Genomic DNA, 21,095 nt, shown 5'->3' on the forward strand with positions numbered 1-21,095 from the left:
CGACGCGCACGCGGCGCCGGTAACGGGATTGGTACCGAGACTTTTCCTCCGGCGATAGCGACTGGAATGAACAGTCCCGTGAGCCGGGCGGCATCTGAGCAATCGCGGGCGAGGATAGAGCAGCCATCGACCCGGCTGCCAGACCTGCGAACAGAAGTTTGGTGCGCATGGACAAAAGGTTCACCGAAACTCGCATCCAAGTGTGGCGTTTGTCGACAGAACGTGGCTAGCCCACGAGCAAGGGTTGGCTGGGACTGCGCGGCATCGGACTCCTCGATCGATCACTGTGCAATTTGCGCCTCGCTGTCGTCAGACCGGGGTCTGAGCCAAAGACTGGCGACAAACCAGGCGAGCGCTACCGCCCCGGCAGAAAAGACGATATCTCCAGGAACCCTCAGCCACACCAGCAGATCGACCACCGGTTGCTGCATGAACTCGGCCGAGCGAGCGTACCAGTAGCCCTTGTCAATCGCGGCGGTCAGCTGAAGCGTACCAAGTGGCAGCAAGGTCAGGAGCGCCATCAACGCAAGGCCGATGTTGAAGCACCAAAAGCTCGTCTTAAGCACGCCTTCGTTCCAGATCAGGTTCGGCAACATGCCACGCAGGCAGAACAGGACGAGCCCGACGCCCAACATGCCGTATACGCCGAACAATGCGGTGTGTCCGTGCAGCGGCGTCAGATTGAGACCCTGCATGTAATAGAGCGACAGCGGCGGATTGATGAGGAAGCCGAACAGGCCTGCTCCGACGAGATTCCAGAAGGATACCGCCAGGAAGAACATGACGGGCCATTTATAACGCTGCATCCAGGGTGTCGCGCTGCTCAGCTTCCAGTGTTCATAAGCTTCGAAGCCAATATAGGCGAGCGGCACGACCTCGAGCGCTGAGAAGCTCGCGCCAAGCGCCAGCACCGCGATCGAGGTTCCCGCGAAGTAGAGATGGTGCAACGTTCCCAGCACTCCGCCTGCCATGAAGATGATCGTGGCAAACAAGACGGCGACCGTGGCGGTGGGTGTCGGAATGAGGCCGAGGCGCGTGAAGAGGAAGGCGATGACCGCGGTGGCGAACACCTCGAAAAAGCCTTCGACCCACAGATGGACCACCCACCAACGCCAATATTCAATCATGGAGAGCGCTGTATGCTCCCTCCAGAACAGCCCGGCACCGTAGAAGAGTCCGATGGCTACGGCGGATAGGAAAAACAGCATCGTGATGTGGCGGGATTCGGACTTCTCTTTGAGCGCAGGCCAGAGCGCCCGGCCGACGAGCACAAGCCAGAGCATCAGGCCGATGAAGAGAAACCACTGCCAGAAGCGCCCCATATCGACATATTCCCAGCCCTGGTGTCCGAACCAGAAGTTCCTCTCCAGTCCCAGTTTCTGCATCACCGCGAGCCATTGCCCGGCAAAGGAGCCCACGACGATAATCAGGAGGCAGGCCCAGAGGATGTTGGCACCCAGAGCCTGGAACCTCGGTTCATGGCCCGAGATCGCAGGAGCTATGTAGAGGCCCGTTCCCAGCCAGGCTGTCGCGATCCACAGCACGGCAAGCTGCGTGTGCCAGGTGCGGGTGATCGAATAAGGCAGGATCTCGGCCGCTTCATAGCCATAAACCAGCTGCCCCTCGACCTGATAGTGGGCCGTCATTGCACCCAGCATGATCTGCGCGAGAAACAGTGCGAGAACGACCCAGAAATATTTGGCTGTCGCCCGCATCGAAGGCGTCACCGCGATCTCGCGCAGCGGATCTTTCGCGGGGAGGTCGTGCTCCTTCTCCCTTCGTCCGTGCGTCACCGCATGGTGCCAACCCAACAGCGCGATGCCGGCAAGCAGGAAGGTGACGCTGAAGGCCGACCAGATGAATGTACTTGATGGTGGGCGATTCCCGACCAGCGGCTCGCTCGGCCAGTTGTTCGTATACGTTGTCGTCCGCCCTTGTCGTTCCGTTGTGGCCGCCCAGGCCGTCCACCAGAAGAAGGAGGTCATGGCGGCTCGGTGCCCTGCGTCGGGGACCGTATCGTTCTTCATGGCATAGTTTTCGCGCAGCTCGGCCGTGGCGGGGTCGTTGCCGAACAGATTGACGTAGTGCTTTGCCACCCGCTCGATTGCCACCGCGCGATCGTTGCTGATCGTGATGGTATCCGTGCTCGCTTCAAACGTGTTTCGGCGCATTTCCGTTTGCAGCCGCCGCTGGAGGAGCGCCTTGTGTTCCTCGTTTAAACTCTCAAAGGCGCCGCCCAGATCCCGCTGTGCCCAGAGATCGAGAAGTGCCAGTGATTCCCGGTGCAACCAGTCGGCTGACCAATCGGGCGCTACGTAGCCGCCGTGTCCCCAGATCGAGCCCAGTTGCATGCCGCCCATAGATTGCCAGACCTGGCGGCCACGCTGCATCTCGGCACGGGTGAAGACGGTTTCGCCGTTTGCGGTCACGACCTTGGCGGGAAGCGGCGGCGCCTGAATGCTGATGTCGCGGCCAACCAGAAGCAGGACGGCAAAAGAGACTGCCAGCAATGATAGAAGCCAAATCCAGAGCTGACGTGTTCGATCCATGGTTCTCCCCTATGGGCTACGAGGCGGTACAGCAAAGCGACTAGCGCGCTGCGCGCCGTGCCATCATGCCGCCCGTGATCAATTCTTCCTGGGGGCAGGCTGATCCGATTGAACGACCGGACCGCCTTCCGCTTCCCACCGGTCGACACAGTCGCAATCGTCATAGGCATCGACCGCCAAGGTCTCGGCGCCGGCTTTTGCCTGTGATCCTTCTACAGGCGGAAAGAGGATCGTCAGAAGCAGCACAGAGTTTTCCGCGCCCTTGACCGAGTGCGGCGCGCCTCCTTCGAGATAGACCCACTGGTTACGCCGCAGTTCGATCGAGCTTGCGCTGAGCTCGACTTTCACATGGCCCTCGAGGCAATGCAGCATGATGCTGCCCGGCACCTGATGCTGGCGCATTTCGGTGCCGCTCGGGATCACCAGCCGGATGGTTTCGAAATGGTCCGCCTTCACGATCGCTGTGGAATGTTCTTCATGTGTCGTCACGTTCTCGGGCAAGAGATCGACGACTTCTCCGGGCGCTGCGTGGTGAAGGGCCATATCGTTCAATTCCTTTCAGTGTTCGTGGTTTTATGATTGGAGCAAGACGGGCAAGCGGACTGCCGCGTGCGGTCCGGCTTGGAGCGTCCAGCGCGCAATACCTTTACCCATCGCGCGCCGATTTGGAGTCCTGCGGCGATCCATGACCGCGACGCGCGGCGACGACCGTCAAAGGGAGCGGGATCGACCGGTTCACCACATTCTGGACAGAACATGTCACGTTCCTCCTTTTCGGCTTCGATGCGCCAAGACGTCAATCATCCATCTGGCGCCGCAGGGGTTTCGAACCGATCGGCCGCGTTACGCTCGAAGAGCGACGCGAGATCTCGCCGCTTCGTCAGCAGGTCGGCAAGCGTATAGCGGTCAAGTACCGCCAGGAACGCGCCGAGCGCCTCCTTCAGCACGCCCGTCAGCCCACATGCAGGCGCGACCACGCATCCGCCGCAGTCAACGAGATCGAAGCCGTCCTCGGTCTGGCGTATGAGTGCGCCGATGTTGATCTCTTCGGGCGGCCGCCCCAGGCGGATGCCGCCCGACCGTCCACGCACACTCTCCACATCACCACTGCGTGCGAGTTGGTTCACCACCTTCATCAAGTGATTCTGCGAGATTCCGTAGGCCTGCGCGACCTCACCGATCGAGCACAGGCGGTCAGGCCGCGCGCCCAGATAGAGCAGCACGCGCATCGAATAGTCGGTGAACAGGGTCAGTTTCATGGGGCGTTCCCACTCTCTTCCTCAGCTCGTCGCATTAAGATGTATTCATCTTGCATGTTTTCATGGAAAAGTATAGATGCATTCGTGATACATGATTGGAGTCGGGCGAATGACCGAGCTGGAACTGAAGGATGAGGCGCTCAAGCAGCTTGTCGACGCCTTCTACGCGCGCGTTCGCGCAGATGCCGACCTGGGGCCGATTTTCAACGACGCGATCGATGACTGGCCGGAACATCTCGAAAAGCTGGCGGCGTTCTGGTCATCCGTCATGCTCGCCAGTGGCCGATACAAGGGCCAGCCCGTGCCAGCGCACCTGAAGCACAGGTCGAGGATAACGCCAGCGCTTTTCGACCGCTGGCTCGCGCTGTGGGACTGTACGACAAACGAGATGATGGCGCCCGACGCAGCTGCGGCTCTGCAGGCGAAAGCGAAGCGGATTGCCGAGAGCCTGCAGCTTGCCATGTTTTTTCGGCTCGATCGGCCAAGCGTCGCTGACGGCGAGGCCGGGTCCATTCATTGCGAACGGCGAGTACCCACCCATGCCTGACATTCTACCCTATCGTTCGACGCCGGTGTTCGATCAGGACACGCTCCCGGCCGCCCTGCGGGCACGCCATGATACCAAGGCGGGTGTCTGGGGTTTGATCCGCGTTCTGGAGGGTGAGCTTCGGCTGACCTATCTCGATCCACCGTCGGAGGTTGTCCTGACGCCCGAACGGCCCGGATTGATCTTGCCGCAGCAGCCGCACTTCGTGACGCCCATCGGCGCCATGAAAATGCGGGTCGATTTCTATGATCAGCCGCCCGGCGCCTGATCGCCGGGAAACTCGAATCCCTTCCAACAAGGAGAAGTTTATGTCGCAGCCCCTCAGCGATCAGACCATCGCGCTCGTCAAGGCGACGGTCCCCGCGCTCGAAGCGCATGGTCTGGATATCGTGCATGAAATGTATTCCAGGATGTTCCAGAACCCGGACATTCGCGATCTTTTCAACCAGTCGCATCATGGTGACGCCGGTTCGCAGCCGCGCGCGCTCACCGGCGCCATTCTCGCCTATGCCAGCAATATCGACAATCTCGGCGCGCTGGCTCCCGCGGTCGAGCGCATCGCGCAAAAGCATGTCGGTCTCCAGATACTGCCGGAGCACTATCCGCACGTCGCCGAAGCACTGCTCGGTGCGATCAAGGCGGTGCTGGGCGATGCGGCGACCGACGAAATCCTCGGGGCCTGGGGGGAAGCTTACTGGTTTCTCGCCAATATCCTGATCGCGCGGGAACAGCGCGTCTACACCGAACAGAAGGACGCGGCCGGCGGCTGGAACGGCTGGCGCGATTTCCGCGTCGAAGACGTTGTGCGCGAAAGCAGCGTCATCAATTCCTTTGTCCTTCGCCCCGTCGACGGCGGCCCCGTCATGCGCCACAAGCCGGGCCAGTATCTTACCTTCTGGCTCGAAATTCCCGGACATCCGCCGGTCAAGCGCAACTACTCGATTTCGGCCGCCGCCAATGGCGAAACCTATCGCATTTCGGTCAAGCGCGAGCCGCAAGGGCTCGCGTCGGGCTGGTTGCACGACGAGGCGAAACCCGGGACGATCCTGAAGGTGGCCGCGCCTGCTGGCGAATTCTTCCTCGCCGATCATGTCGAACGGCCGGTCGTACTGCTGTCGGGCGGCGTGGGCCTGACGCCGATGGTGGCGATGCTCGAAGCCCTCGTTCAGAACGGCGCCGAAGTGCCGGTTCATTACATCCACGGCACGCATGACCGCGACACCCATGCGATGCGCGACCATGTCCGCGCTGTGGCGAGCCATGGCCAATCGATCGCGATCACCGATTTTCACCAGACCCCGCTCGAGGATGAAACAGAGGGCAGCGACTACGATGTGGCCGGCATAATTACCGATGAATGGTTGGTCGCCAGCACACCGGTCGCACAAGCGGACTATTACATCTGCGGGCCGCGTCCGTTCCTGCGTCATGCGGTCTCGACCCTGTCGCTGGCGGGTGTGCCGTCGGACAGGATCCACTATGAGTTCTTCGGCCCGGCCGACGAACTGCTCGCGGCCTGAGGGAGCGGAGGCATGGACGACATCATCCTGGCCCGGGCCGTTCATGTCCTGGCGGTCCTTGTCTGGATCGGCGGCGTGGCGTTCGTGACGCTTGTGGTGATGCCGTCCGTGCGCGCCGCCAATCCGCCGGCGGAGCGGCTGGCGGCCTTTCATCGACTGGAGGGGCGCTTTGCGGCGCAGGCGCGCATCTGGGTGCTATTGGCAGGACTGAGCGGCTTCTGGATGATCTATCGCGCGCAGATGTGGGACCGCTTTTTCGATCTTCGCTTCTGGTGGATGCATGCGATGGTAGGGCTGTGGGCCGTGTTCGCCGCGATGCTTTTCGTGATCGAGCCGCTGTTTCTCCACCGCCGAATGATGACATCGGTCAAGCCCGCCGCAGATTTTGCCCGAATGGAGACACTTCACCGAATATTGCTGGGTATCGCGGCTGTCACGGTTCTCGGCGCAGTGGCGGGAAGCCACGGGTTCTAGACTGCGCTTTTCGTGTGGTTCCAAAATTCAGTGGCTGTCTCCCAAGAGGGGATCAGATATCCGCCGGGGCCGCCCGCGCCAATCCAGCCCAATCTTCCGCCCGCCATCGGACGTTCGTGGTTCGGAACCATCCTATGCGAAGTCGATTCCCACAGGACTGCCGCTCGAAGCCCTCCCATTATTGCCGATGCCATGGGTTCCGCCTGACCTGCTCTCTTCCGCTCCAATCGCACAGCAAAGTGAAACGCCATGTTCAACAAGCCATTCACAGCCGTACTGGCGATGACCATGCTCGCGCTCGGCGGCTGCGCGACAGGCGCGCGATACGTCGATCCCCAAGCCCCCATTGCGGAGCTGAGAGACAAGGTCGTAACCGGCAACGCATCCTATCGACAGCGCATCGCTCTGCCCGCCCGCGCGAAATTCAACGTGAGACTGCTGGACGTTTCGCGCGCCGATGCGAGATCGGTGATCATTGCCAAGGAAACGCGCGAGACAGCAGGGCAGCAGGTTCCTTTGCCATTTTCGATTAGGGTGAAGGAACAGGACTTGAAGACCAACATGCGTTACGCAGTCCGTGCGACGATTACCGATCCCGAGGGCAACCCGATATGGACCACGGATACGGTTCATTCGGTCGATCCCACGCGGTTCGAGCAGGATCTGGGGACGCTCAATATGGTTCGCGTTGGTGACCGCCCGGCGGCTTCAGGCTTGATCGGCCCGCAATTCAAGGTGGAGGACATCAATCAGACCGGTCTGATCGACAAATCCAATGTGACGGTGCAGTTTTCGCAAGACGGCCGAGTGAGCGGATCGGCCGGCTGCAACAGGTTCACCGGCGACTATTCGATCGAGGAACAGTCGCTTCGGATCGGACCGCTCGCCGTGACGCGCCGGGCTTGCGTGCCGGCGCTCGGGAACCAGGAAACCAGGTTCCTGGCCATTCTGCAGGATGTGACCTCATGGTCCGTCAACAGCAATGGGTCAGTGCTCTTCCGTGCCGACGACGGACGATACCTGGCGGCGATACGCTGATTCGACCGCAGTATGCTGAAGAGCGGCTGCCGCTCAGTCCTGACCGATCGGAGACGGAGGTCGAGCCAGTCTTGGACACAGGCTTAACGGTCCAAGAGCTTGATCGGCAAAAGTCCATTGCGCCGTCGCCAAACACAGGTTCAAATTCGGCCGCGATGCGTGGCGAGCGACGCTGACCACTGATTTTTTGGTGTTTACCGCGGGAGACGGCAGGGCAATAGTTGGGAACTTCCGTCCGACCCGCGTGTTGCTGGTTCGGCGCGAGCTGTGTTCCCATCGGGAGCGAACCTGCTGCTGCGCTGTCAGCCCGTGGCGATGACCGATGAGGGGGGAAATAGATCGGCCATGATACTGACCTTGACCGAGACCGAACGCCAGATCGCGCTCGCCATTTCCGTTGCCGTCGGTCTGTGCGGCCTCGTTCTCGCAGCGGCAGGCAATCAGGACACAATGGAAATCCACGGCTGGCTGATCCTGGCCATTGCCGCCATTTGCGCCATCATCGTAATCCGCGGCATCTGGGGACCGGAACCGCCAAAATCCCGTTTGCAAAGCTACTATGACGAGCCCATCAAGGCCGGCATCATCGCCAGCATGGCTTGGGCGGTGGTGGCGATGTTCGTGGGGGTCTGGGTCGCCGCGCTGCTGGCATTCCCTGACCTGACGTTTGACAGTGCCTGGGCGAGCTTCGGCCGCTTGCGACCGGTGCACACCAGCGGCGTGATCTTCGGCTTTGGCGGCAACGCGCTCATCGCCACCTCGCTGCATGTCGTGCAGCGGACCTCGCGGGCGCGTCTTCCCGATCAGCTTTCGGCCTGGTTCGTGCTGGTGGGCTACAACCTGTTCTGCATCCTCGCGGCCAGCGGTTATCTGCTCGGGGTTACCCAATCGAAGGAATATGCCGAGGCCGAATGGTATGCCGACATCTGGCTGGTGATCGTCTGGGTGACCTACTTCATCCTCTACATCCGGACGCTCGCACGCCGCAAGGAACCACACATTTATGTGGCCAACTGGTACTTCATGGCCTTCATTCTCGTCGTCGCGATACTCCATATCATCAACAATCTCGCGATTCCGGTCTCGCTGGGCCATGCGAAGAGCTACACCATCTGGTCGGGCGTCCAGGATGCTATGGTGCAGTGGTGGTATGGTCATAACGCCGTCGCCTTCTTCCTGACGGCGGGCTTCCTGGGCATGCTCTATTACTACCTGCCCATCCGGGCCCAGCGGCCGATCTTCTCCTACCGTCTCTCGATCCTGAGCTTTTGGGGCATTACCTTCTTCTACATGTGGGCGGGTTCCCACCACCTTCATTATACCGCCCTACCGCACTGGGTTCAGACGCTGGGCATGACCTTCTCGGTGATGCTCCTCGTGCCGTCATGGGCTTCGGCTGGCAACGCCTTGCTAACATTGAACGGCGCCTGGCACCGCGTGCGCGATGATGCGACGCTCCGCTTCATGATGGTCGCGGCGGTGTTTTATGGCATCTCGACCTTTGAAGGTTCGTTCCTCGCCATCCGGCCCGTCAATTCGCTTTCGCATTACACCGACTGGACGGTTGGCCATGTTCACGCCGGCGCGCTCGGCTGGGTGGCGCTCATCACCTTCGGCTCGCTCTACACGCTGGTGCCGTCCTTGTGGAAGCGCGAGGCGATGTATTCGCCCGCCTTGGTCGAGTGGCACTTCTGGCTCTCGCTTGCCGGCACTCTTGTCTACATTTTTGCCATGTGGAACTCGGGCATCATCCAGGGCCTGATGTGGCGGACCTATACGGAGGAAGGCACGCTAGCCTACTCCTTCCTGGATTCGCTCAGAGCCATGTATCCCTATTACATCGCGCGTACGCTCGGCGGCCTTCTGTTCCTGATCGGTGCTGTGATCGGCGCCTACAATATGTGGAGGACCATTCGCGCCGCCTCGGCCCAGGCGCCGTTCGAAGGCGACGTCCCGCTACAGGCCGCGACGGCGGCGGGGAGGGCCTGAGCCGTGGCGGAACTGTTTCATCGCAAGCTCGAACGTTCGGCGATCGGCTTCGTGCTCGCCATCATCGCGGCTGCCAGTGTCGGCGGCCTCGTCGAGATCGCTCCGCTTTTCACGATCGACGAGACGGTCGAGGAGGCGCCAGACATGCGGCTCTACACGCCGCTCGAACTGGCGGGGCGAAACATCTATGTGCGCGAAGGATGCTATGCCTGTCACAGCCAGATGATCCGGACGCTGCAGGACGAAGTTGAGCGCTATGGTCCCTATTCGCTCGCGGTCGAATCCAAATATGACCATCCGATGCTCTGGGGTTCGAAGCGCACCGGACCCGACCTCGCCCGCGTTGGCGGCAAATATTCCGATTTCTGGCACGTCGCCCATCTGACCAATCCGCGCGATGTGGTGCCCGATTCCAATATGCCGGCCTATCCCTGGCTGGCGCGGACGCCCTTGCGCCTCGCTGATCTGCCCTTGCACCTCAAGGCGCTGCGGGCCGCGGGGGTGCCCTACACCGATGCCATGATCGAGAATGCGAGCGTCGATGCCTTCGACCAGGCGACACCGGAAAGCTCGACCTCGTCCGGTATCACCGAGCGGTATGGCGAAGAAACGCAGGTTCGCGTGTTCGACGATGTGGCGACCGAGGTCACCGAGATGGACGCGCTCGTCGCCTATCTTCAGGTTCTCGGCCGGCTGACCGACGTGCCGTACAAGAATACGGCCGCGCCGCAGAAGCCGCCAGAGCCGGTGAAATGACATGAGGAGGCAGGCATGGACATAAGCCACGAGGCTCTTGTTGCATTCTCGAAAAGCTGGGGGCTGTTCTACCTCATCGGTCTGATGATCGGTGTCCTCATTTATACGTTCCGGCCGTCCAATCGTGGCAAGTTCAACCGAGCCAAACAAAGCGTTCTCGATCAGGACGACAAGCCATGGACGTAGAGCGCGATCCCGTCAGCGGTCATGAAACGACCGGCCATGTCTGGAATGGCATCAAGGAGCTCGATACGCCGGTCCCCAAGGGTGTGCTGATTTTTCTGATCGTCACCCATCTCTTCGCTTTCGCCTGGTGGATTCTCATGCCGACTTGGCCCTTGGGCGACACCTACACCAAGGGAATTCTCAACATCGACCAGCGCACCTCGGTCGAAAAGCACCTGGTCGATTCGCAGGCGGGACGGGCCGACTGGATAAAGCGGATCGAAAGCGAGAACCTCGAGCAGATCGCGGCCGACCCCCGGCTCATGACCATCGTGCGTAGCACCGGCCACCGGTTGTTCGGCGACAACTGCGCCGCCTGCCACGGCATTAATGCCAAGGGGGGTTATGGTTATCCCGATCTGACCGATGACGACTGGATCTGGGGCGGCGACCTTGAGACGATCGCGCAGACCATGCGCGTTGGGGTCAATGTGGAGCATCCGCAGGGGCGCGTCTCGCAGATGCCCTCGTTCGGACGCGACGGGATACTCGATGCCGATCAGGTCAGTCTGGCGGCCAACTATGTCTACGCCTTGTCGCATCCCAAGTTCGTGACGAATGCCAATCGGACGTCGATTGTATCGGGGCGCGAGGTCTTCATGGCCAATTGCGCGATTTGCCATGGCGAGGATGCGCGCGGGAAGCGCGATGTCGGCGCTCCCAATCTGACGGACGCGCGTTGGATCTATGGAGGAGACATCGATCAGATCGTGGAGACCGTCCATGGCGGACGCCAGGGGCATATGCCGACATGGGACGAGCGGCTTACGGACTCGGATATCAAGATATTGGCGCTCTATGTTCATTCGCTGAGCGCGCCTCAGCGATGACGGCCATGCGATCCCGATCCCGGTGGCTGGTCTGGACGCTGGTGGCAGCAGGCCTTTTGCTGTTCGTTCTTGCGAACGCGCATTTTTTCTACGTCGCCTTTCGCTCGCAGCCCGAATGCGTGGGACATTTGAAGGAACGCGCGAACGGGAGCGGGCAGTATCGCGCGGCGAAATCGGCATGCTGAAAGGTAGCGGGACATGAGCGATAAAAGCCCCTCTTATGGCTTGCTGAGCCAGACCTCGGGCATCGAGGAGACGAAGAGCGCGCGGTTTCAGCGCCATCTTCCCGCTTCCATCGGCTTCCAATGGCTCAAGGCCGGATGGCAGGATCTTTTCCATCGGCCGATGCCGAGCCTGGCCTACGGTCTGGGCATTTTCCTTCTGTCTCTCGCTGCTGTCGCGATGCTCGCGCTGTATGGCCGCGACTATATTCTTTTTCCCGCGCTCGCCGGCTTCATGATCATTGCCCCGCTGCTGGCCATCGGACTCTATGAGAAAAGCCGCAACCGAGAAGCGGGACGCGATACGTCGCTGCGCGAAATGCTCCTGGTGAAACCGGCGGCGGGCCCGCAGGTGCTTTTCACCGGGGTCCTGCTCAGCCTGCTGATGCTACTGTGGATGCGATCCGCGGTGCTCATCTATGCGTTGTTCTTCGGCGTGCGCCCCTTTCCCGGCCTGCCTCACATAACCGCCTTCCTGCTGACCGAGCCGGTGGGATGGATTATTCTCGGCGTCGGCACGGCGGTGGGCGGCCTGTTCGCCTCATTCGCTTTTGCGATCAGTGTTTTTGCCATTCCGATGCTCCTCGATCGCAAGGTCGATGCGCTCACGGCGATGGGAACAAGCACGGCGCTCGTCTGGAACAACCTTGCGCCGATGATCGTCTGGGGCGCCATCGTCCTTGCGCTTTTCATACTCTGCGCGGCTACGGGCTTGATCGGCCTCATCGTCATCTTCCCGTGGCTTGGACATGCCACATGGCATGCCTATCGCGCGGTCTCAGACACGCAGGCCTAGACATGGCCAGCCATGCCATGCCTGCCGTCCAGGCGCCGACATCATTGACCGGGCAATCGGTCGATGAACTCATCTTCGCCAGCCAATCGCTGGATGACGGAACGATGAGGACGCAACTGTCGGTCCCGACCGCGCATTGCGGCGGATGCATGGCGAAGATCGAGCGCATCCTTGGTAACCTCGAGGGCGTCGTAGCGGCTCGGGTCAATCTATCGACGCGGCGTGTGACCGTCACATGGCGGCAAGCGCAAACCGCGAGTGCACCGCCTTTGCTGGCAACGCTGAACGAGGCGGGCTTCGAGGCAAATCTTCTCAGCCAACCGGACGAACGCGCCGATCCCGAAAAGCGCCGGCTGATCGTCGCGACAGCGGTCGCCGGCTTCGCGGCGATGAACATCATGCTGCTTTCGGTGTCGGTCTGGTCAGGCGCCGACCCCGCTACGCGGCAGCTGTTCCATCTCATCTCGGCGCTGCTCGCGCTTCCCGCGGTATTCTTTTCGGGGCGCATCTTCTTCTTGTCGGCATGGTCGGCATTGCGCGCGGGACGCACCAATATGGATGTGCCCATCTCGATCGGCATCGTCCTGACACTGGGTCTCAGCATCTACGACACGCTGCATTTCGGACGCCATGCCTATTTCGACGCGGTCGTGACGCTGATCTTTTTCCTGCTTGTCGGACGAACGCTCGACCATGCCATGCGTGACAAGGCCCGTTCGGCCGTGCTCGGGCTGACGCGAATGACGCCTGCGGGCGCGAATGTAATCGGCACGGATGGATCGCGCGCTTTTAGACCGCTCGAGGATGTCTCGGTGGGTGATGTCATCCTCGTCGCGCCAGGCGAGCGTGTTCCGCTGGATGGTCTTGTCCTTGCGGGCGAGGGCGATCTCGACACTGCCGCGGTCACGGGCGAGGCGATGCCGGTGCCGGTACGACCGGGAAGCACGCTCGTTTCGGGCATGCTGAATCTCAATGGTTCGCTCAAGGTGCGTGTGACCAACAGCCACGCGCGGTCCTTTCTATCCGAAATGGTGCGAATGATGGAAGCGGCCGAGCAGGGCAGAGCACGCTATCGCCGTCTCGCCGACCGTGTTGCGGCCTATTACTCGCCGATCATCCATTCGCTGGCCTTGGCCGTGTTTGCCGGGTGGTTCCTTGACACAGGCGATTGGCATCGGGCGCTGACCATTGCCATTTCGGTGCTCATTGTGACCTGTCCCTGCGCGCTTGGTCTCGCCATACCCATGGTTCAGGTCGCCGCGGCGAAGCGCTTGTTCGAGCACGGCATCGCGCTCAAGGATGGAAGCGCGCTCGAGCGGCTTGCACAGGTCGATACCGTGATTTTTGACAAGACCGGCACGCTCACTCATGGCGATTTGCGAGTGAGCAAGATCGCCATCGATGAACCCTATCGCGCAATCGTGATGGCGCTGGCGTCGCGTTCCAACCATCCCGTCGCACGCGCGATTGCCGCCAACGGCGGCGCCTTGTCCGGCCTCGATCTGGACAGTTTTTCCGAGCTGCCGGGCCGGGGTTTGGAGGGCCAGCGGAACGGCCATCTGTTTCGCCTGGGGCGTGCCGATTGGGCTTTGAATCCAGGCACGGGCGAGAGTGGCGGTTTCCAGACCGTGTTCTCGGTCGATGGTGAGCTTGCCGGCCATTTTGCCTTCTTGGACGTTGAAAAGACGAGTGCGCGGGAAGCGGTGGCCAAGCTTGACGCGCTTGGGCTGCCTATCGAACTGCTTTCGGGCGATCACATTGCTTCTGTGTCGGGGTTCGCGAACGCGATCGGTATCGCCCACTGGCGTGCCGGATTGCTGCCGCAGCATAAGGTGGAGCGGCTTCAGGCGCTGGCGGACAGTCAGCGCCTGACCTTGATGGTGGGTGATGGGCTGAACGATGGACCGGCACTGGCGGCGGCGCACGTTTCGATGGCTCCTTCCAATGCCGCCGACATCGGTCGGGCGGCCGCGGATATTGTTTATCTCGGCCAGGATCTCGATGCGGTTCCGCGCGCTGTGCAGATCGCGCGCGCGGCCCGGCAACGTGTCCGCCAGAACCTGGCGCTTTCCGTCGGTTATAACCTTTTGGTGATTCCTGTGGCCATGGCGGGCTATGTCACCCCACTGCTTGCTGCCGTCGCCATGTCGCTTTCGTCGATTTCGGTCGTTGCGAACTCTCTGCGAATTCCCGCAGCACGCGGATCACGGCTTAGCAGGCGAGCGCCGGCACCGACCCTCGTTCCCCTGGCCGCTACCCGATGAGCGGGATCCTGTGGCTGGTGCCGGTCGCGCTGCTGATGGGCCTTGCTGGGCTGGGCGCCTTTCTTTGGTCGATGCGCACCGGGCAGTATGATGATCTGGATGGAGCGGCCGAGCGAGTCGTGACCGACGCCAAGTCAGACCAGCCTCTTGTCGAACCTGATGATTGGCGACCCGAAACCGAGGGCGAGGCAAATCGTTTGCGATAAGGATGGTGGTGTGGACACCATTGGGCAAAGGACGAAGTGATGATGCAGGCACCGAGTTGGAATTGGGTGGGCGTCCTTGCCTTCATCTGCGGGGCGGCGGTCATCATTCCCAGCCTTGTCGCGCTTGCACTCAGTCTTGCCGCTGTTGCCCGAAACCTCCTGTGAGGCTGGCATCGGTCTGACGGAGGGATAGTGGTCTACCTTGGAAAAACTGGTCCAATTCTGAAGAGAGCCCATTTGGGCATGAGAATTGGAGAAATGTATGGGACGTCAGAGGTTTACGCCGGAGCAGATCATAGCGAAGCTGCGTGAAGTAGAGGTGATTGTGGGGCGAGGCGGCACAGCGGTGGAGGCTTGCCGCCAGATCGGGATCGCGGAGCAGACGCTATATCGGTGGCGCAAGGAATATGGCGGGCTGAAGGTCGACCAGGCGCGGCGAATGAAGGATCTGGAGCGCCAGAATGCGCGGCTGAAGAAGCTGGTGGCCGACCTCGCGCTCGACAAGGCGATCCTGCAAGAGGCGTCGAAGCTGACTTTTTGAGTCCCTCCCGTCGCCGTGAGGCGATCGAGCAGATCCGTCGCGCGTTGCCGGTATCGGAGCGACGGACCTGCCGTGTTCTGGGCCAGCATCGTTCGACACAGCGCCATCCACCGAAGGATGATGCCGACGAGCGGCGGCTAACAGCCGACATCATCGCGCTGGCCAAGGACTATGGCCGGTATGGCTATCGCCGCATCCATGTCTTGCTGGGCCAGGCGGGCTGGCAGGTCAGCCTGTCAGTGGTTGAGCGTATCTGGCGGCGGGAGGGTCTTAAAGTGCCGAAGCGGCAACCGAAACGGCGGCGGCTCTGGCTCGGCGACGGATCGTGCATCCGGCTGCGCCCGGAGCATCGCGGCATGTGTGGTCCTACGACTTCGTCGAGGATCAGACGCACAACGGTCGCAAGTTCCGAATGCTCGACATTATCGACGAGTTCAGCCGGGAATGCCTGGCGATGGTGCCGCTGCGGCGCTTCCGGTCGAACGACGTGATTGACGTGCTGACCGATCTGTTCATCGAGCATGGGCCGCCCGAGCATATCAGATCCGATAACGGCCCCGAGTTCGTCGCTAATGCGGTGCGCGAGTGACTCGGCAGGCTTGGCGTCATTACCCTCTATATCGAGCCCGGCAGCCCATGGGAGAACGGCTATATCGAAAGCTTCAATGCCCGTCTGCGAGATGAACTGCTCAACGGCGAAATCTTCTACAGCCTTGAGGAGGTGCGGATCGTCACCGGCTGGTGGCGCGATCATTACAACCGAGCACGGCCCCACAGCAGTCTCGGATATCGACCACCGGCCCCGGAGACGATCAAGATGCCAGCCTGGCCGCTCGGCTCCGCTACGCTCCGCCTCCCGCCCAGGCTGGTATCAGAGGCGCAGATCAACTAACTACACAACCGGACCAGTCATTGCGGGCAGTCCATGTCCTGAGCTCGGCCCATCGCGATGTTGCGACATGGCTCTGCCGTTGCCTGGCGCCGAGGGAAAGCGCCCTCCGCCTGACTGATCCCCTAAGCCCGGACGGTTGCCGTGGGGCAACCCCCGCGGTGCCGGACCGGGTTGTCGCTCGCGCGCCTGCCCGCACCACTCCGGCCCTTGTGGGTCGGGTCGCCGCTTGCGCGTCGATGCCCTCGTCTCCCGCCGGTCTTGGCCGGGTCTCGTCGGAGGGACGGTCCCTCGGACGGAAGCAACGGAGATTTGATCATGCAGAACATCGTCATTCTTGCCGGCAATATCGGCATGGATCCGGAGAGCCGCACCACCCAGGGCGGGACCCGCATCACCCACTTCACCCTGGCGACCTCGCGTCCCCGCTATTCGGAAGGCAAGGTCGTTCGCGATGAGAAAGGCTACCGCGTCCAGGACACCGAATGGCATCGGATCACCGCGTTCAATGGCCTCGGCAAGACCGTGCAGGAGCATTGCACCAAGGGCATGAAGCTGCTGGTGCGCGGCCGCATCCATTACAGCGAATGGACCGATGGCGACGGCGTCGAGCGCTACGGCACCGAGATCATCGCCGAGACGATCGACTTCCTCAGCCGGGCGAAATCGAAGTCCGACGAGGCCGGCGACCCTGATCCTGAGCTCGACGACGACGTGCCCTTCTGACCCCCGGATCCCCGCGCGCTTGTGGCGCGCGGGGGCATCCAGCGGCGAGCCGGATTTGCCATAGCTCGCGAGGGATTTTGCAGGCGGGGGCGTCTGCACTATCCGCTTTCCGTCGCATGGGATCGAAGATCGCATGCCACACCGACCTCAACGAGGCCACGCTCAAAAATACGCCGCGCGGTCCGATATGGGTCCTCAAGGCGCGGGGCGGAAGCGAAAGCTGGTGGAACGCCTACACTGGCGAAAATGTCGATGAGATCAGTCTGGCAGACGCTCGGCGCTATGCTCTGATGTCCTACAAAGGATCCGGCAGGCTGCAGGCGGTCGACTATCAGGAAACGGCGCCCGAGGAAGCGCAGGTCGGCGGGCCGCTGTGGCGCGCCAGCTTCGCCGACAAGGAGCATAGTCGCCTCTATCTGGATCCGTTCACCGGAGAGGTGCTCAGTCGCCGTTCGGACCTGTGGGACTTCTATGATTTCTTTTACAAAATCCATATCATGAACCTTGGCGCCTCGCGCAGTTACAACCATCCACTGATCGTTGTCGCTGCATCGGCGACGTTGCTCATCGTGGTCACCGGGATCGTCATTCTGTTTTATCGCCTTGCGAAGGATCTCAAACGACTGCTGACGAAACGTCGCGCATCAAGGCCTGCGACCTGAGGTCATCGCGCTGCGACGGGCTCACTTGCCGATCCACTCCGGTTCGGCTGTGGCCGCGCAATTCTGATCGTCGCTCGGCCCGCCGTGTCCACGGGCAGCGCGAGCAGATGAGCCGCCGTATCTTCGCGGTCGGGTAATGTCGCGGGGTGCGATGGAGCTTGCTGTGTCCTGATCGGCGCGCGGGCGGGCAACGCGCGGCTCGCACGATCACACGCGCAGCAGTCGCCCCACCGCCCGCATGATCGTCGCCCTGCGCGCCGCATGCTCGGTAGCGTCGCGTGCGGCTCCGGTCATGCACCAGAGCTGGGTGAGGGCGGCGACAAGCCGGACGACGTCCATGGGCGTGAAGTCGGCGACGATCCGCCCCTCGGCCTGCGCCGCTGCGATCCCGTCCAGCTTCTCCCCGAGAAGGACCTCGCCGGCCGGGAGCATCAGAACATCCTGGCCACGCTCCAAATGATGCCAGGTCAGCAGCCTCCACAAGCGCGGGCGCTCGACCAGCAAGTCATAGGTGCGCCCCGCATAACCCTCAAGATCATTGGGATCGAAGCGATCGGCCTGCGCCGCGTCCATCACTTCCTGCGTCAGCGCGGCATCGAAGAGCGCCTCCTTGTCCCCGAAATAGGTGTAGAGCATCGGCTTGCTGATACCCGCCGCCTGCGCAATGCGATCGATCCGCGCGCCCGCCAGCCCATGGGACGCGAACTCCTCGGTCGCTGCAGCCAGGAGCGTCTCGCGGCTCTGTGCGGCATTCCGCCTGGTTCGTTCCTTCATCACACCTCCCGGCATTGACGCATTCCACATATGAAGTTACCTACCAGTTGGTAATATATGGAGCAGCATATGTCCAATCACTGGTTTCTCACGGGCGCGTCCAGCGGCATTGGCCGCCATCTGGCCGAACTGATCCTGGCCGCGGGCGACGACCTTACCGCGACGGCTCGCAGGCCCGAAAGCCTCGACGACCTTGCGGCGAAATATCCGAGCCAGCTGCGCGTCGAAGCGCTCGACGTCACGGTCAAGGACGATATTGCTGCGGTCGTGGCCCGGGCGCAGGCGCGTCGACCCGTCGATATTCTGGTCAACAACGCCGGCGGCGGCGTGATCGGCGCCACCGAAGAGATGTCGGACGCCGAGGTCGAAGGCCAGATCGCGCTCAATCTCATGGCGCCCATCCACATCACCCGCGCCTTTGTCCCCGCGATGCGCCTGCGCGGGAGCGGCCGGATCATCCAGATCTCCAGCGCCAGCGGTCAGGGCTCGCTTCCGACGAGCAGTCTCTATCATGCGGCCAAATGGGGCCTGGAGGGCTTCAGCGAATGCCTCCGCCAGGAGCTTGAACCCTTCAACCTGTTCGTGACGCTGATCGAGCCGGGTGGCGCGCGCACCAGCTTCAGCCACAACCTGCAATTCGCCAGCGAGATCGCCGCCTATCGCGATACGCCCGCCGGCGATATCCGCAAGATGTTCGAGACCGCCGGAAACGAGCTCTACACGCTCGACCCGCAAAAGATCGCGCAAGCGATCGTCGATGTCGCAACCAGCGACCATCCGCCGCTGCGCGTGACTCTGGGGGGTGACGCTTTCGGCGTTGTCCAGGCGGCGCTGCAATCGCGGCTCGCCTTTCTGCAGTCCCAGGAAGCGCTCGCGCGCTCGGTCGCTTTCGACAGTTGAGCTTTCCCGTCTTCCAGCTTTCGTCTCCGCGCGGTGCGATGCGCCTCACCGGGGCCCGGCAACCCCTGTCGTCAGCGCCGCTATCCGATACTTAGGTATAGCCATCCGACACGATTGCCGAAGCGCCAAACGGGCAATCGCTTGGTACCATCGCAAGAGAGGAAAACCTTCGCGGTCGCCAATCAAGGGTGCGCGGACCTTCGCAGTCTGCGTGCCCTTGATGTGGCAGCGCGCCGCCCAGCCACGCGCGTCATGAACGGGAGCGGCCTTCTGCGAAACCCAACGCTCCGCCGCATCTTCTATAAGCTCTCGCTCGAATTGCTGCGCGCCGCCTTCGTCTTCCTGCGACTGGGGTTAAAGGGCGAGGCGCGCCTGCTTGTGCACGCGTCTCAATGGGCGAGGCACACGGCTTCCGGTCGCCGCCGCAGGTGGCGGCACCGGAAAGTGCCATGAGCGTCGTCGCCGCCTTTCTTTATCACGAGGGCAAACGGCTGCGGCCGGTGACCCTGATCGATCCGGCGTGCGAGCATATCGCCAAGGATGACTTTGTGTGGATCGGCCTCTCCCAGCCCAGCGAAACAGAACTTGCCGACATCGCCGGAAATTACGGCCTTCACCCGCTTGCCGTGGAAGATGCCGGCAACGGCCACCAGATTTCCAAGCTCGACGTCTACGGTGACCAGTTGTTCATCGTCGCCAGGACGGCACATCTTGAAGGCGATCATATCGCCTACGGCTCCACCGCGATTTTCCTGGGCAAGAATTTCCTCATCACCGTTCGGCAGGGTTCGGCACGCTCGCACAGCGAGCTTCGCGCGCATCTCGAAATCACGCCGGACCTGCTGCGCGAGGGCCCGGACTATGTGCTCCATGCCATTCTGGACTTCATCGTCGATGGCTATTTCCCGATCGTCGAGGCGATCGAGGAGGACGTCCTCAAGATGGAGCAGCGCATGCTTGCAGCCTTTCTCACCCGCGAGGAGGTGACCCGGATTTTCACGCTGCGGCGTGAGCTCGTCCGCTTCCAGCGCGTGCTCGGACCCATGCTCGAGGTCGGTCGCAAGCTGGTGAACCTGCAGCTTCCGCGGCTTGATGAGGCCTCCAAACCCTATTTCCGTGATCTGCTCGATCACATGCTCCGGGTTGAGAGCGCCATCACCGGCATCCGCGACATCCTGATCTCGGTGTTCGAGGCGAGTCACCTGCTCGAACAGCAGCGCCAGGGTGCGATCACGCGTCAGCTCGCCGCCTGGGCCGCGATCCTCGCGGTGCCTACCGCGATTGCCGGGATCTACGGGATGAACTTCGAGAATATGCCCGAACTGAAGACGCAGTGGGGATATTTCGTCATCCTCGGCGTCATCGCTGCGGTCTGCATCGGACTCTACATCCGGTTCAAACGCAACCACTGGCTTTGACGTCGCTGACCGCTGTCCACATCGCGCAGGGCTGAGGCCGCCGGGGGCAGGTTGCCACAGTTCAATGCTTTCGAAGCGTCTCGGCGCGGTGCCGGTCCAACGCATCGAGCAAAGCCCTGCCGATCAACGGCTTTGCGAGAACGTGATCGAAGCCCGCCTCGGCGGCCCGCGAGGCCAGCAGCGTGTCGTGAAAGCCTGAGATCATGATGGCCCGTCCCGACCATCCGATCTCGCGAAGGTGACGCAGCATCGCGAATCCGTCGATGTCGGGCATGCGATAGTCGAGGATGACGCAGTCCGCCTCCTTCGCGCGGGGGTCGGCCAACAGCGCGCGGCCGGTCGTATATCCCCACACGGCATAGCCGCGCGATCTCAGCAGCAGCTGGAGGCCACGCCGCACGCCGGGATCGTCGTCGGAGACGAGGATGGTGTATCTGCCATCATGCTGAGTGGAACGGACCGATGGCATTGCGAGAAGCGGACACCCGTGTGACGATTGCACCATCGATCG

The 21,095-nt window shown here is 61.9% G+C and carries 22 protein-coding genes and 1 pseudogene; 18 read left to right on the forward strand and 5 right to left on the reverse strand.

Annotation, left to right across the window (positions count from 1 at the left end):
• Positions 1-281: 281 nt before the first annotated feature.
• The 3 genes from U0025_RS08655 to U0025_RS08665 all read right to left on the reverse strand — a co-directional run bounded on the left by U0025_RS08655 (position 282) and on the right by U0025_RS08665 (position 3,808).
• Complete coding sequence (locus U0025_RS08655; RefSeq protein ID WP_004212696.1) at positions 282-2,549, reverse strand: nitric-oxide reductase large subunit; 2,268 nt, start codon at positions 2,547-2,549, stop codon at positions 282-284.
• A gap of 78 nt (positions 2,550-2,627) precedes the next feature.
• Positions 2,628-3,092 carry a cupin domain-containing protein gene (locus U0025_RS08660; RefSeq protein WP_004212697.1) on the reverse strand — a complete coding sequence of 155 codons (465 nt, stop codon included), beginning with the start codon at positions 3,090-3,092 and terminating at the stop codon, positions 2,628-2,630.
• Positions 3,093-3,349: 257 nt separating this feature from the next.
• Positions 3,350-3,808 carry an Rrf2 family transcriptional regulator gene (locus U0025_RS08665; RefSeq protein WP_004212699.1) on the reverse strand — a complete coding sequence of 153 codons (459 nt, stop codon included), beginning with the start codon at positions 3,806-3,808 and terminating at the stop codon, positions 3,350-3,352.
• 109 nt (positions 3,809-3,917) lie between these two features.
• On the opposite strand from U0025_RS08665, the gene U0025_RS08670 reads away from it, so the two are divergent.
• The 16 genes and pseudogenes from U0025_RS08670 to U0025_RS08745 all read left to right on the forward strand — a co-directional run bounded on the left by U0025_RS08670 (position 3,918) and on the right by U0025_RS08745 (position 17,492).
• A complete protein-coding gene (locus U0025_RS08670; protein WP_004212701.1) occupies positions 3,918-4,355 on the forward strand; it encodes a group III truncated hemoglobin in 438 nt (145 codons plus the stop codon).
• A complete protein-coding gene (locus U0025_RS08675) occupies positions 4,348-4,623 on the forward strand; it encodes a DUF1971 domain-containing protein (RefSeq protein WP_004212703.1) in 276 nt (91 codons plus the stop codon). Before U0025_RS08670 ends, U0025_RS08675 begins: the two co-directional genes overlap by 8 nt.
• 40 nt (positions 4,624-4,663) lie before the next feature.
• Positions 4,664-5,875, forward strand: a complete 1,212-nt coding sequence (gene hmpA, locus U0025_RS08680; RefSeq protein WP_004212704.1) for an NO-inducible flavohemoprotein — start codon at positions 4,664-4,666, stop codon at positions 5,873-5,875.
• A gap of 12 nt (positions 5,876-5,887) precedes the next feature.
• A complete protein-coding gene (locus U0025_RS08685) occupies positions 5,888-6,349 on the forward strand; it encodes a hypothetical protein (RefSeq protein WP_004212706.1) in 462 nt (153 codons plus the stop codon).
• A 249-nt stretch (positions 6,350-6,598) separates the two neighbouring features.
• On the forward strand, positions 6,599-7,387 hold the full coding sequence (locus U0025_RS08690) for a YbaY family lipoprotein (protein ID WP_004212707.1): 789 nt from the start codon (positions 6,599-6,601) through the stop codon (positions 7,385-7,387).
• A gap of 345 nt (positions 7,388-7,732) precedes the next feature.
• Positions 7,733-9,376, forward strand: a complete 1,644-nt coding sequence (gene ccoN, locus U0025_RS08695) for a cytochrome-c oxidase, cbb3-type subunit I (protein ID WP_004212708.1) — start codon at positions 7,733-7,735, stop codon at positions 9,374-9,376.
• 3 nt (positions 9,377-9,379) lie between these two features.
• Positions 9,380-10,132, forward strand: coding sequence for a cytochrome-c oxidase, cbb3-type subunit II (ccoO, locus tag U0025_RS08700; protein ID WP_004212709.1), 753 nt, complete (start codon positions 9,380-9,382; stop codon positions 10,130-10,132).
• A 15-nt stretch (positions 10,133-10,147) separates the two neighbouring features.
• Positions 10,148-10,318, forward strand: a complete 171-nt coding sequence (locus tag U0025_RS08705) for a cbb3-type cytochrome c oxidase subunit 3 (protein ID WP_004212711.1) — start codon at positions 10,148-10,150, stop codon at positions 10,316-10,318.
• On the forward strand, positions 10,309-11,187 hold the full coding sequence (gene ccoP / locus U0025_RS08710; protein ID WP_004212713.1) for a cytochrome-c oxidase, cbb3-type subunit III: 879 nt from the start codon (positions 10,309-10,311) through the stop codon (positions 11,185-11,187). The genes U0025_RS08705 and ccoP overlap by 10 nt, the downstream gene beginning before the upstream one ends.
• A gap of 198 nt (positions 11,188-11,385) precedes the next feature.
• A complete protein-coding gene (locus tag U0025_RS08715; protein ID WP_004212715.1) occupies positions 11,386-12,204 on the forward strand; it encodes a DUF2189 domain-containing protein in 819 nt (272 codons plus the stop codon).
• Positions 12,205-12,206: 2 nt separating this feature from the next.
• On the forward strand, positions 12,207-14,468 hold the full coding sequence (locus U0025_RS08720; RefSeq protein WP_004212717.1) for a heavy metal translocating P-type ATPase: 2,262 nt from the start codon (positions 12,207-12,209) through the stop codon (positions 14,466-14,468).
• On the forward strand, positions 14,465-14,674 hold the full coding sequence (gene ccoS, locus U0025_RS08725; RefSeq protein WP_004212718.1) for a cbb3-type cytochrome oxidase assembly protein CcoS: 210 nt from the start codon (positions 14,465-14,467) through the stop codon (positions 14,672-14,674). Before U0025_RS08720 ends, ccoS begins: the two co-directional genes overlap by 4 nt.
• A gap of 39 nt (positions 14,675-14,713) precedes the next feature.
• Positions 14,714-14,839 carry a hypothetical protein gene (locus U0025_RS08730; RefSeq protein WP_004212719.1) on the forward strand — a complete coding sequence of 42 codons (126 nt, stop codon included), beginning with the start codon at positions 14,714-14,716 and terminating at the stop codon, positions 14,837-14,839.
• A gap of 97 nt (positions 14,840-14,936) precedes the next feature.
• Positions 14,937-16,107: pseudogene (locus tag U0025_RS08735) on the forward strand (IS3 family transposase).
• 315 nt (positions 16,108-16,422) lie between these two features.
• On the forward strand, positions 16,423-16,830 hold the full coding sequence (locus U0025_RS08740) for a single-stranded DNA-binding protein (RefSeq protein WP_004212722.1): 408 nt from the start codon (positions 16,423-16,425) through the stop codon (positions 16,828-16,830).
• Positions 16,831-16,946: 116 nt separating this feature from the next.
• Positions 16,947-17,492 (forward strand): PepSY-associated TM helix domain-containing protein, encoded by a 546-nt coding sequence (locus U0025_RS08745; RefSeq protein ID WP_004212723.1) that lies wholly within the window; start codon positions 16,947-16,949, stop codon positions 17,490-17,492.
• 207 nt (positions 17,493-17,699) lie between these two features.
• Here U0025_RS08745 and U0025_RS08750 read toward each other — a convergent pair whose 3' ends face one another.
• Positions 17,700-18,266, reverse strand: coding sequence for a TetR family transcriptional regulator (locus U0025_RS08750; protein ID WP_004212724.1), 567 nt, complete (start codon positions 18,264-18,266; stop codon positions 17,700-17,702).
• A gap of 69 nt (positions 18,267-18,335) precedes the next feature.
• On the opposite strand from U0025_RS08750, the gene U0025_RS08755 reads away from it, so the two are divergent.
• Positions 18,336-19,166, forward strand: a complete 831-nt coding sequence (locus U0025_RS08755; protein ID WP_021245217.1) for an SDR family oxidoreductase — start codon at positions 18,336-18,338, stop codon at positions 19,164-19,166.
• Positions 19,167-19,615: 449 nt separating this feature from the next.
• Positions 19,616-20,584: a magnesium/cobalt transporter CorA gene (gene corA / locus U0025_RS08760; protein WP_004212726.1), complete on the forward strand. Its 969-nt coding sequence runs from the start codon at positions 19,616-19,618 to the stop codon at positions 20,582-20,584.
• 61 nt (positions 20,585-20,645) lie between these two features.
• On the opposite strand, the gene U0025_RS08765 is transcribed toward corA, so the two are convergent.
• Complete coding sequence (locus tag U0025_RS08765) at positions 20,646-21,053, reverse strand: response regulator (RefSeq protein WP_021245219.1); 408 nt, start codon at positions 21,051-21,053, stop codon at positions 20,646-20,648.
• Between the last annotated feature and the right edge of the window lie 42 nt (positions 21,054-21,095).

It is taken from the genome of Sphingobium yanoikuyae (genome assembly GCF_034424525.1).
Taxonomy (GTDB): Bacteria; Pseudomonadota; Alphaproteobacteria; order Sphingomonadales; family Sphingomonadaceae; genus Sphingobium; species Sphingobium yanoikuyae.